Origin of the sequence: Pseudoalteromonas sp. SR44-2, assembly GCF_014163745.1 — a bacterium.
GTDB lineage: Bacteria > Pseudomonadota > Gammaproteobacteria > Enterobacterales > Alteromonadaceae > Pseudoalteromonas > Pseudoalteromonas distincta.
The window spans coordinates 1-10,862 of sequence record NZ_JACJDW010000014.1; the positions used below are offsets into that span (position 1 = coordinate 1).

Sequence of the window (10,862 nt, forward strand, 5' to 3'; positions counted from 1 at the left end):
CTAACCTATAGACTTTAGTCTAACACCCGTAAAAATACTTATTAATTACAACCAGTTAAAAACCATAAAAACAACTAAACAATAAATAGAAAAATACAGTTTTTTATTTTCTAATAAAAAATATAAAGTTAATAAACACAAAAAAGCCGATGTTGGGGTTTAATCCAACATCGGCTTTTTTACTCTCGCAATTTTATATCATGCTTTAGTAAGCACTTTATAAAACACGTTATAAAGGTTTTTTATAACGATAATTCTTCTTTAGCGCGAGTTAAGTTGTGCGATACCATTGAGCTGTTAGACAATTTTGATGCTTCGTATAAATCAGCAAGTGCAGCTGTATCGTTATGCGCTTTTAAACGTGCAACACCACGGTTGCTTAATGCGAATGACGTAAGTTGGCGTACTTTAAATTTAGGGCCATCTGCGTCTTTTAAAAGTGCGATTGCTTTAGTACAAATTGCTTCAGCCTCAGCGTAATTTTTTGACTTAACATTTAGTGCGCAGCTATTAAATGATTGCTCAAGTGGCTGTGGCGCTGTTGCAGTTTCAATAACCATTAATTTGTAATCACTTTGATCAGCCATTGCAGCAGCTGAACATGTTAATAGTGAGCTAAGAGCGATAGTTTTGATAAGTGTAAATTTCATGATTAATTTCCTGTAAGTTAAGTCGTACTTGTTGCCGACAACTGAACTTTAGAGAATTAACACAACCCCGACAAACGATTAAAACAAACCTAATAAGTGAAGAAAATTAACCTATAGACCTTAGTCTAATACGTTTAAACTTTTTCTATATATTTAAATAACTTACGAACCAACAATTGTGCCTAAAATCGCTACTTTACGTTTTAAAATGTATATAATTATTTATGCTTTTTTTTAGTTGGTTTTATTTTAAACACCTTACTTTGGCGTAGCTGAATAACAATCAAACAAATTTATACATTTAATTACATGCAATACTAAGTCATGTATTTATAATTACAGCTCTGGTAACTTTTCATCATTAATGGGTTAACTTTTTTGAAACACATACTTCCTCTTTTTGTTTTATTAAGCACGCTTTTATCATTTAGCCAAAATGCTAACGCAAGGCTTTTGCTCGGTAATGACATGCCTAACACCGGTATGTTTATAAAATCAGAATTTAATGGCGATAGCAGCATTACATCTGCGGGTGTAGAAATGATGGTTAAGCAAAATTACAGTAACTTTGGTGTTGTTTTTACAAGCGCAATTGGCGCGGCTGTAATCGATAATAAACAAGGCGAGCAAGAAGAATTTATAACGTGGGACAATGGCATGAAGCTTGGTTATTTTAATGACTTTTTTATATACGCCGAGCTTGGCTTAGATCTGTTCGAACTTGCCTCTAAAAACGATAGAGGCGATAACACCTACCAAATAGAAAAATCGAACAACGATATAGACGGCTACGCAGGTATAGGTGCGGGTTATCACTTTAAGCCATTTAAAATAGAAGTATTTACTCGAGCACGCCAAATAGATGGCGACTACTGGGAAGCACAAGAACATATTTACAGCGGTGTGCAGCTCAGCTTTACATTTTAACTCCCCTTTTGTTTTATAAGAAAAATAAAAAGCGTGTGAAATACAGCTATTTCACACGCTTTTTAAAAAATTACATTTAACAGGTTTGATCTAAGCAACTTATATTTAACGGATAGTTTTGGCTACTTTACCAATACTCAAACCCTGAATTAAAATAGAAAACACCACAACCGCATAAGTAAGAGCCAACAAAATATCGCGCTCGTTCCCATCAGGTAACTGCAATACCAGTGCAACCGAAATACCACCGCGCAAGCCACCCCAGGTTAAAACTTTCCATGCACCAGATGGCAACTCTAATTGCTTATTAAATGTAGTGGTTGTTATACCCACAACGATTAAACGTGCGAGTAACGCGATTAAAATTGTTAAGCCACCAGCAATAAATAAATTACTCGAAAATGCAATCATGACGACCTCAAGCCCTATGAGTACAAATAAAATGGCATTTAAAATTTCGTCAATCAGCTCCCAAAATAAATCAACGTAATGGCGTGTTTTGTCGCTCATAGCCATACTACGACCATGATTGCCCACCATTAACCCCATCATTACCATTGCAAGTGGGCCCGACAAATGCCAATGGCTTGCCAATGCATAACCACCGATAACGCCCGCTAAAGTAAGGAGTACTTCTTCTTGGTAACTATCAATACTTTTAAGTAAGTAATATAAAATACCACCTAATACCAAACCAAAAATAATACCACCACCGGCTTCAACCGCCAGTGTGTGCGCTACATAATAAGTTGTAGGAATATCACCACTTGATAAAACACCCAATAAAAGCACAAAAATAACCACGCCAATACCATCGTTAAACAACGATTCACCCGCAATCACGGTTTCAATACTTTTAGGCGCCCCCGCAGATTGTAAAATTCCCATTACCGCAATAGGATCAGTTGGCGAAATTAATGCGCCAAACAGTAAGCACCAAATAAACGCTAAATCAAAACCAAGCAAAGGAAGTACTAAATAAAGCGCACCAGCAATAATAACCGTAGATAACAACGTACCAACACAGGCCAAAATACCTATTGGCAATTTATAGCGCCTTAAATCGCTAACATTTACATGTAGCGCCCCAGCAAAAAGCAGCATAGAGAGCATGCCATCAAGCAAAACTTCAGTAAAATCTAACTGATCGAGCAAGCTCACTTCGTAATCTATAAGATCATCAAACCCTAAAAAGCCCAAAAATATAGCGCCGATAGATAAAAGCATCGAAATAACCATAACGCCAATGGTTGTTGGCAAGCCAATAAAGCGATGGTTTACATAGGTGAGTAACGCGGTAATTGATAAAAATATCGCACTTATTTCAAGTACGCTTAGGCTGGTTCCTGTTGCCATGGTTTAAATCTCAATATTTATTTAATGATACCTTGCTCAAAACAAGCAAAGCAGAAGGGTTATTATTTTTTATACGGTTATCTCGCATTATATTCGCGTAGCCTAAACAAGCATACCCAAAATATTAATTATAAATACACACCCTACTCTATTAACGTATTTAAGGTATTAACTTACGCATTAAATAAAACAAAAAAAACCCATGTTAGGAATTAACCTAACATGGGTTTTTTTACTCTCGCTATTTTATAACATGCTTTTGGTAAGCACTTTATAAAGTGTTTATAAAGAAAGCTCTTCTTTAGCGCGAGTTAAGTTGTGCGATACCATTGTACTTGTCGACATTTGGTTTGCTTCGTATAAATCAGCAAGGCCTGCAGTGTCGTTATTCGCTTTTAAACGTGCAACACCACGGTTGCTTAATGCGAATGACGTTAGTTGGCGTACTTTAAATTTAGGGCCATCTGCGTCTTTTAAAAGTGCGATTGCTTTAGTACAAATTGCTTCAGCCTCAGCGTAATTTTTTGACTTAACATTCAGTGCACAGCTATTAAATGATTGCTCAAGTGGCTGTGGCGCTGTTGCAGTTTCAATAACCATTAATTTGTAATCACTTTGCTCAGCCATTGCAGCAGCTGAACAAGTAAGTAGTGAGCTAAGAGCGATAGTTTTGATAAGAGTAAGTTTCATGATTATTGTCCTGTTAAGTTAGTCGTACTTGTTGCCGACAACTGAACTTTAGAGAATTAACACAAAACCGACAAACGATTAAAACAAACCTAATAAGTGAATAAATCTAATCTATAGACTTTAGTCTAATGCCAAACTACTAATTTACGGCAATTGGTATTTATACAATCAGCAACCAAACCCACACCTATTTAGTACGTTCAAGCAACTTAACTACTTGGGCTACAACCATTTCTGGCTCATCATTTTGCGGGTAGTGATAGCTTTTATTTGTTATTACTATTTCACCTTGAGGAAATACATTAGCCCACTTTGAGTGTAAGTCGCCCCACATTTCACGCGCTTTGTCGGTAAAAAATAATACAGATGGCTTTTTGTACTTTTTAACTGAGGCAATTACTGTCACGGGTATGTCAGCAATTTGTGGATAATCTGGTAGCGGGCGTTTTGCCCAAAAATCTAAATACTGATTCGACATTCCATTTTTCATATCGTCGAGCTTTATAGCTGCAATTTCTTTTTCAGCGCGTGGCAAATCAAACGCGCGCATAATATCTACATCGTGCTCTGATGCAGGCTCAATTAACATCAACGCTTTAATCTGATTAGGGTATGTTGCAGCAAACACACGCGCAATATAAGCACCATAAGAGTGCGCAACATACACAACAGGCTCATCTATTTTCAGTGCTTTGAGTAATAACGCAACCTCCGCTGCATATTCTTCTGAGCTATAGTTTTTCTTTATTTGTGCAGAGCCGCCATTACCAATACGAGAATACCGTATAACTTTAGCGTGCTTGGTAAGTGATTCAAAAACAGGATCCCAATCACTTAAACCAGCAGAACCACCCGCTTCAAGTAAAATAGTATGCTTTCCTTTACCAGCTAATTCGTACTCAACGTCAAAGCCATTTACTTGAACTTTAGCCAGTTCAGCTAAGGCGCTATGTGAGATGAAAAGTGAGCAATAAATAATAACTTTTATTAATGATTTCATTGTTATAAATAGGAAGTGTCATTGAAATAATCTTACAATATTAAGCATTTTTATGTATAGTTTCTAGTAATATTAGGTACAAATAAAATTAGATCCTTTAGAGTTTAAAATACGTGAGCATGGTACTTAAGTTTAATGAGCATGATGTGGGTTTGTAGACCTTGAAGCAAAGTACTTTCTCGGTTCGTATGTACTAGCCCCACCTAAACGATAACTAAGCTACTTTTAAACAACTCATTATTGAAAATGGCCACAAGTTCCTAAAAGCCGCCAATCCAAACTGGTCTGAGCAATTAATGGTAATTGTACGTTAGTTAGAAGAGTTATTTTTACCGGTAAATCACTTTAAAATAAGGAAATAACATGAATATTGCAGAGATGGGGTTAGACGCTTTTTTGTCACGAAACAATATTACAGCTGAAGATTTTGAAAAATGCGAACTTGATTGGGAATTAATAAAATCAATTGGAGTGAACCATCAATCAAATATAGATAAACTTGAAGATTTAGCAGAGTCATGTACAAAAACAATCCAACGCTTTGATAAAGTTCACTCTGTTCGTTGGAGAGTCAAAAATGCAGAGCACTTAATGGAAAAAATTGTACGTAAAACTACAAAACGCTCTGGTTATTACAACAAGGAATATCTGAATATTTCTGTTGAGAACTACATTGAAATGGTAACCGACTTAATTGGAATACGTGCTTTACACTTATTTAAGCAAGATTGTGTCGAAGTAATAAACGAATTAGAAGACACTTGGGAAAAATTCGAGGCTATAACTGCATATATCAGAAAAGGCGATAGCGAGAAAGAATACAAAGAACAAGATGCTTGGGAGGTTAAAGAGCATAAAGCTGGTTATCGTTCAATACATTTTGTTTTTTCCACATCACCTTATAAATCAAAAGTATTCGTAGAAGTTCAAGTAAGAACTATTTTTGAAGAAGGTTGGAGTGAAATTGATCATAAAATTAGATATCCAAACTTTTCTAATAATGCAGATATTGGTGCATTTTTAGATATATTTAATAGGCTATCTGGTAGTGCAGATGAGATGGGCTCATTTGTAAAAGCCTTAAGTACGATGATCCAACACAATAAAACTGAAGTTGACAGGTTAGAAAACGAGAACCAAGAACACAAAAATAAAATCAATGATCTATTAGAAAAGTTGAAAAACAAAACATCAACAGATGATATTTCTAGCTTAGTTACTAATCTACAAACAGAAATTATGAATTATAGTTCGTTAACGCAAGTAGCAACTCAATTACAGCACCCGAATCTTTATAATGCAATTGAACAATTTTCTAATACTGCAAGGGTTACGGATGGACTAACTGATGCCCTCATTAATTCTTATAATAAATCAGTTAATAAGAAGTAAACCCGGATAACAAATATAAGGAAACTCCATGAGTGTTAATGTCCCTAAAGTATTTATTTCATATTCCCATGACACACAAGCCCATAAAAAATGGGTTCTAGAATTAGCTCAACGTTTACGCAATTCTGGTGTCGATGCGATCTTAGATCAATTTCGTGTAGGCCTTGGAGATGACTTGGGCGGCTTCATGGAAAAAAGTGTAGCTGAATCTGACCGTATTATTATGGTATGTACTGATAATTATGTTACTAAAGCTAATAGCGGTTTAGGTGGCGTTGGATATGAGAAAATGATTATGACCGCTGAATATATGACTAATATTGATAGCAATAAAGTAATCCCTCTGATTCGTCAAAATGGCACTCATAACGTACCTACATTTTTAAAAACCCGTTTGCATATTAACTTTTCTCGCGAAGATGAATATGAATTACAATTTGACAACCTTTTACGTGAGATTCATCAAGCTCCTTTATTTAAAGAGCCTAAAATCGGTAACAATCCATTTGAGTCTGTAACCGCAAGACCATTAGAAAGCGTTGCAGATAAGAAAACCGATCTACTCAAAGAATGGGTAAAACTTTATAATCAAGGAGTAGATTTTTTTATCTTTGAGGATCTTCATCAGATGCTAGGATGTTCTAAAATATTTGCTGAAATCTACATTAATGAATTACTTACCGATAATTTAATCAAAAGAAATAGAGAATATAAAACCAATTACGGTTGTATGTTAGATGTATTCAGGTTGACCGATAAGGTTAAGTTATATGCAATTGAACAGGGTTGGATTAAAGCATAAACCTTAGTTGCTCGAAGGCAATGTAATAAGTAACTTACCCCATTGGTCGAAAAGCTAAATCCGCTCAAAAGTAAATAACCGCAGCAAAGAAAACCCGCTTTTACGGGCTTTCTTATATTTATAACCTTGCAAATATAAGACAGCTAGCTCCTTATAATAAAACTAGTTTTCTCACCCAAACCTATAAACTCCCTCGCCCATATGCCATAATCTAAATAATTCATTATTTTAGTAACTTGGCACGTATTTAGGCGTTTTTAAGTTAACTACTCAGGGTTTTCAGCATGGCATATCAAGAGCAAAATCAAGCAACAATCTATTGGCACGACTATGAGATAATGACAATAAACATCTGTTTTTGAACAAGTAAAAACAACATTTGAAATATTTTATACACATATATATACACAACTCTTATTCTCCGCTCTAATATGAGATTGCACGATTATGGATCTAATTCTAAAGTTCGCCTTACCCTTAATTTCAACACTTATAGCGATAATTGCGATCTACTTTACCTGGCAGCAATCAAAGTCAAATAAACGGCACAATGAGCTATCTGTAAGACCTGCAATATGCAGTAATCTTAACCTACATGTAGAAGCCTTTACATTTTCAATAACCAATAAAGGTTTAGGTCCAGCAAAAGTAGATGAATTTAAGTTTTTTTATGATGATGAACTCATCGAATACGAAGACTTCGAAAAAATAATTAATGAAAAATTTCAGGGATATTGTGCATACAAAAAACCACCAATTACCTCTACACAAAAACAAAATAGTTATATAGCTAAAGGCGAAACAATAATTATATTGGAATTACAGTTTGATGACAGAACAAGCCAACAAAGTAAAAACGAGATTGAGAGCGAAATAACATCCAAATTGACTCTAGAGTTTGAATACACATCACTCTATGATGAAACAGTTAAAGAAAAATTTAAATTCAGCACCAAAAATTAATTAGCCACAATTGGCTTTAATATACTTTTCAAATCACTTGCTGTTGATTTATGCACTGTAAATTCTGCTGATATAATTGGTGGCCCTGCTCCCTGATCTTTATGACCGTGAGTTTCTAAGCTTTGATTTATGTCTTTTACCAGGCTTATTAAATCAAGGAGTACTTGTGCCACGTTTACTGAATTGTCCCCTAGCCACACTGTTGCGCCTTCTACCTTTGCCAGTTCGGTGGCTTTGGCGTGTAGGGTTTTGAGCGTGGTTAGGTTTATGTTTTCGGTGGCTTCAATGTCTACCTGCTTTTTACTGCCAAGTAACAGCCCTTCTAAAGCTACAATTAAGGCTTTTTCACCTACTACTGTTTTCAGGGCGCCCATGACTTCGGTTATTTGGTTGCCGTCTATTTTTAATGTGTCGTGCGTGGCTATATTGGTATTGCGTTCATGATGCTTTTCTAAACAGTTGCGCGATTTTCTTTTTGTGGTATCGCTGGTTTGGGTTATATCGCCATCAGTTGTGGTGTGCCAGTTCCCGTCGCGGCCTTGTATTTTGCTGCGGCTGTTTTGCTGTAGCGTAACATCGGTGCGTTTGTGCTCGGGTACTAAACTTTGCCATGGTAATAAACTGGTGATGACGGGATGGCTGTTTAGGCCATCGATGTATTGTATTAAACACTGCATGCCTGGCATAGGTTCGTTCAACAAACCGTGATCGGATGCTTGCCCTGTGCCGAGTGTTACTTGCTCAAATACAGGCACGAGTAGTGGCTCATTTGTGAGCGGGTTTAATAGCTGTACGTCGGCCGCTTTTAGTGGTCTAAATGCGGTGCTGATTGCTGCGGCGCCACTTGGTAGGTCGTATATTTTTTCGATACGTGCAAGTTGCGGCAGGTGTTTACGCTCGTTTAACTCTGGAAAGTAGCGCTGTATTAGGCGTTTAATGGCTTGTTTGACCATCGTATGTGCATCCTGTTATTGATTAAAGTTACTTCGGTAATGTGACGCCCGTTTAGCTTTATGCCTGGTCTTAATTTTGGAATGGCGATTAGCTCACCAGTGGTTGAGCTTTTAGCGGTTATTGTGTGCTCTGGAAAGTCATTTATTGCTGCAAGCGGCCAGCGGGAGTCGTGCCAACTGCCTACAAATATTTTGCCATCGGGGCGTTGTTGAAATATAAAATCACTAATACCCCATGCTTTACCTATTTGCCTTAGCGCTTCAATACCTGTGCCGCTATGGTAAAACGCGGGTATCGTTTTATTTAAATAGCTGGCGTTATTTGGAGTGGTAAATTCAACGCCAACGTATGCTAACTTATCGAGCACCGCTTTGATTGTTGCATGGCGAACTGCAAGGGGGGCAGTGAAACTTAATGCGCCGAGTAATTCGCGACAAGTTAAATACCAACGGCCGTTTGCCTGGTGTTTTGATTCGATAACGCCGAGAAAGTACGGGACCATATTATCTAGCGTGTAACCTAAATGCAGCTCGACTAATCCGCTTGGCACTTCCTCTGTCACTATTTCAAACTTTGCGCGACCAGTGCTGGCTATATCAAGTTGTACACTTTTAGTAACGATGCTCGTTACTGGTTTACCCCCAATTGTTAGCGTATCGGATAGACGAGTACTCATGGCCCCTCCACCGCTGCAAATTTACTTTGTACATCGTTATTTGAAGTGACCGCTTGCGACTGTGCATTTTGGCTTGCTGTACCATCTAGCTGTTGTTGCTCACGCTCTGATACAGACTGTACTTCAATAAGTTTAAAGGTGATTTGCCATGCGCGCTTTTCTTCAAGTTCGACAGCCTTTACCTCGCCATCAAATTTGGCTTTACGTATTTTATAAGCCTCTGCCAATACATTATTAATTGTGTAAATAATACGGGCGCCGTTTTCATCAAGTGCTTTCGCTTTGCTAATAAGTAATGCTAAAGCACCCTCTTCATTAAGCGGTATTTTAGTGCTCACAGTTAACATGCCAGGCTTAACACCTTGATCGCTAATGAGCGCAAAACTTCCCATGCCTGACATATCGCCACCGGCTAATTTAATACCGGCATTAACCCGCGTTTCATACCCGGGGATATTCCAGCCATCTAACGATATGCTCATAACACCTCTTTAATTTTAGTTAGCTCAGCGAGTTCTCCAACAAATAAACACAATGCCCAATAGTCCTGCTCATTGCCTTTGTTAGCAACTGAGTCGGCTAGCTGCTTTGCTGTGCCGGCTGTTATTAATTGCATATCGACCCCGCTACTTTGGGCAGTAAATTGCGCCTGATTTAATCGCTCGTCGCGTGCTATTTTTAGCTCAACGGTTTGAGTTAATGCATCGTCAATGGTGTTTATTAATTGCTTGCCATTGTCGTTTACAGTAGCGATTTCGTCCGCTATTTGCTGCTCACGTATTGGCGTTAAGTTTTGCAATGTGTTTATTTGCCACTCTAGGCTTTGACCGTCATAGGTTACAAGCTGAGTTTGCTCTAATGCGCTTTGGCTTTGTGCGTATTGAGCACAGCTAATAAACTCAGGTATTGGGCAGTATTCGTTTATTGTTTTTAATTTGCTAGCTAATGCTGCTGGAGCGCTTGCGCTAACAGATAGCACCAAACCATTAAAACGTGTGGGTTTATCGGCTCTTGATTCATCTTTTATCGCACTTGCAAGTAACTGCGCGCCCGCTTGCATTGAGCAAGGGACGGCTGTTTGGTGATAACAAAGCGCTACGTTATGCATTTTCAGCTGTATTTACTGGTAGCGGATAGCGAGCTTTGATTTCTGCCACTTTGTCTTGCCAGTTTTGATGAGACTCAGGCGTGCCATCAAATTGTGCTTCCATATACAAAGGGTCTGATTCTGCTTTGTATGAAGCTTGCCGTTTTGCTATATTTTGAGTTAACTCAAACTGCTGCTGGTTTAATACTGAGTCGATTTGTCCTTGGTCCATGCCTAAGTTTTTCATGTACTCGGCACTTGTATTTCTATGGCTTACGCCTTTATAGATATATGTAAACATAGTTTTACCTGTTAAATCTTTGGTTAATCCAGGCTATCGCCCGGGGCTTAAATTTCAGTGCGCA

13 protein-coding genes are annotated in these 10,862 nt (G+C 37.6%); 4 read left to right on the plus strand and 9 right to left on the minus strand.

Features of this window, described 5'->3' with window-relative positions; genetic code table 11:
* Positions 1–242: 242 nt before the first annotated feature.
* The gene (locus H5115_RS10200; protein WP_002963253.1) at positions 243–650 is read right to left on the minus strand and encodes a hypothetical protein; all 408 of its coding nucleotides are present in this window, start codon (positions 648–650) and stop codon (positions 243–245) included.
* Between the two features lie 378 nt (positions 651–1,028).
* On the opposite strand from H5115_RS10200, the gene H5115_RS10205 reads away from it, so the two are divergent.
* A complete protein-coding gene (locus H5115_RS10205) occupies positions 1,029–1,577 on the plus strand; it encodes a hypothetical protein (RefSeq protein ID WP_182755068.1) in 549 nt (182 codons plus the stop codon).
* Positions 1,578–1,682: 105 nt separating this feature from the next.
* On the opposite strand, the gene H5115_RS10210 is transcribed toward H5115_RS10205, so the two are convergent.
* From H5115_RS10210 to H5115_RS10220, 3 genes are all read right to left on the minus strand, one after another.
* Positions 1,683–2,933 carry a sodium:proton antiporter gene (locus H5115_RS10210; protein WP_182671708.1) on the minus strand — a complete coding sequence of 417 codons (1,251 nt, stop codon included), beginning with the start codon at positions 2,931–2,933 and terminating at the stop codon, positions 1,683–1,685.
* A 282-nt stretch (positions 2,934–3,215) separates the two neighbouring features.
* Positions 3,216–3,623, minus strand: a complete 408-nt coding sequence (locus H5115_RS10215; protein WP_101162764.1) for a hypothetical protein — start codon at positions 3,621–3,623, stop codon at positions 3,216–3,218.
* A gap of 187 nt (positions 3,624–3,810) precedes the next feature.
* Complete coding sequence (locus H5115_RS10220) at positions 3,811–4,623, minus strand: alpha/beta fold hydrolase (RefSeq protein ID WP_182755070.1); 813 nt, start codon at positions 4,621–4,623, stop codon at positions 3,811–3,813.
* A 363-nt stretch (positions 4,624–4,986) separates the two neighbouring features.
* Here H5115_RS10220 and H5115_RS10225 point away from each other — a divergent pair, with 363 nt between their 5' ends.
* From H5115_RS10225 to H5115_RS10235, 3 genes are all read left to right on the plus strand, one after another.
* Positions 4,987–6,015, plus strand: coding sequence for a RelA/SpoT domain-containing protein (locus H5115_RS10225; RefSeq protein WP_182755072.1), 1,029 nt, complete (start codon positions 4,987–4,989; stop codon positions 6,013–6,015).
* Positions 6,016–6,043: 28 nt separating this feature from the next.
* The gene (locus tag H5115_RS10230; RefSeq protein ID WP_182755074.1) at positions 6,044–6,817 is read left to right on the plus strand and encodes a toll/interleukin-1 receptor domain-containing protein; all 774 of its coding nucleotides are present in this window, start codon (positions 6,044–6,046) and stop codon (positions 6,815–6,817) included.
* A gap of 447 nt (positions 6,818–7,264) precedes the next feature.
* The gene (locus H5115_RS10235; protein ID WP_182755076.1) at positions 7,265–7,780 is read left to right on the plus strand and encodes a hypothetical protein; all 516 of its coding nucleotides are present in this window, start codon (positions 7,265–7,267) and stop codon (positions 7,778–7,780) included.
* Here the strand turns inward: H5115_RS10235 and H5115_RS10240 are convergent.
* From H5115_RS10240 to H5115_RS10260, 5 genes are read right to left on the minus strand one after another with little or no spacing between them, the layout of a single operon-like run.
* A complete protein-coding gene (locus H5115_RS10240) occupies positions 7,777–8,733 on the minus strand; it encodes a hypothetical protein (protein WP_182755078.1) in 957 nt (318 codons plus the stop codon). The genes H5115_RS10235 and H5115_RS10240 overlap by 4 nt on opposite strands.
* The gene (locus H5115_RS10245) at positions 8,706–9,410 is read right to left on the minus strand and encodes a hypothetical protein (protein ID WP_182755080.1); all 705 of its coding nucleotides are present in this window, start codon (positions 9,408–9,410) and stop codon (positions 8,706–8,708) included. The genes H5115_RS10240 and H5115_RS10245 overlap by 28 nt, the downstream gene beginning before the upstream one ends.
* Complete coding sequence (locus H5115_RS10250) at positions 9,407–9,892, minus strand: hypothetical protein (protein WP_182755082.1); 486 nt, start codon at positions 9,890–9,892, stop codon at positions 9,407–9,409. The genes H5115_RS10245 and H5115_RS10250 overlap by 4 nt, the downstream gene beginning before the upstream one ends.
* Positions 9,889–10,518 carry a hypothetical protein gene (locus H5115_RS10255; protein ID WP_182755084.1) on the minus strand — a complete coding sequence of 210 codons (630 nt, stop codon included), beginning with the start codon at positions 10,516–10,518 and terminating at the stop codon, positions 9,889–9,891. The genes H5115_RS10250 and H5115_RS10255 overlap by 4 nt, the downstream gene beginning before the upstream one ends.
* Complete coding sequence (locus tag H5115_RS10260; RefSeq protein WP_182755086.1) at positions 10,511–10,798, minus strand: hypothetical protein; 288 nt, start codon at positions 10,796–10,798, stop codon at positions 10,511–10,513. The genes H5115_RS10255 and H5115_RS10260 overlap by 8 nt, the downstream gene beginning before the upstream one ends.
* Positions 10,799–10,862: the final 64 nt, after the last annotated feature.

What these genes read in the sequence shown, in the direction of transcription:
- H5115_RS10200 (WP_002963253.1), bottom strand. Translation starts at nt 650, where the DNA reads ATGAAATTTACACTTATCAAAACTATCGCTCTTAGCTCACTATTAACA.
- H5115_RS10210 (WP_182671708.1), bottom strand. Translation starts at nt 2,933, where the DNA reads ATGGCAACAGGAACCAGCCTAAGCGTACTTGAAATAAGTGCGATATTT.
- H5115_RS10215 (WP_101162764.1), bottom strand. Translation starts at nt 3,623, where the DNA reads ATGAAACTTACTCTTATCAAAACTATCGCTCTTAGCTCACTACTTACT.
- H5115_RS10220 (WP_182755070.1), bottom strand. Translation starts at nt 4,623, where the DNA reads ATGAAATCATTAATAAAAGTTATTATTTATTGCTCACTTTTCATCTCA.
- H5115_RS10225 (WP_182755072.1), top strand. Translation starts at nt 4,987, where the DNA reads ATGAATATTGCAGAGATGGGGTTAGACGCTTTTTTGTCACGAAACAAT.
- H5115_RS10230 (WP_182755074.1), top strand. Translation starts at nt 6,044, where the DNA reads ATGAGTGTTAATGTCCCTAAAGTATTTATTTCATATTCCCATGACACA.
- H5115_RS10235 (WP_182755076.1), top strand. Translation starts at nt 7,265, where the DNA reads ATGGATCTAATTCTAAAGTTCGCCTTACCCTTAATTTCAACACTTATA.
- H5115_RS10240 (WP_182755078.1), bottom strand. Translation starts at nt 8,733, where the DNA reads ATGGTCAAACAAGCCATTAAACGCCTAATACAGCGCTACTTTCCAGAG.
- H5115_RS10245 (WP_182755080.1), bottom strand. Translation starts at nt 9,410, where the DNA reads ATGAGTACTCGTCTATCCGATACGCTAACAATTGGGGGTAAACCAGTA.
- H5115_RS10250 (WP_182755082.1), bottom strand. Translation starts at nt 9,892, where the DNA reads ATGAGCATATCGTTAGATGGCTGGAATATCCCCGGGTATGAAACGCGG.
- H5115_RS10255 (WP_182755084.1), bottom strand. Translation starts at nt 10,518, where the DNA reads ATGCATAACGTAGCGCTTTGTTATCACCAAACAGCCGTCCCTTGCTCA.
- H5115_RS10260 (WP_182755086.1), bottom strand. Translation starts at nt 10,798, where the DNA reads ATGTTTACATATATCTATAAAGGCGTAAGCCATAGAAATACAAGTGCC.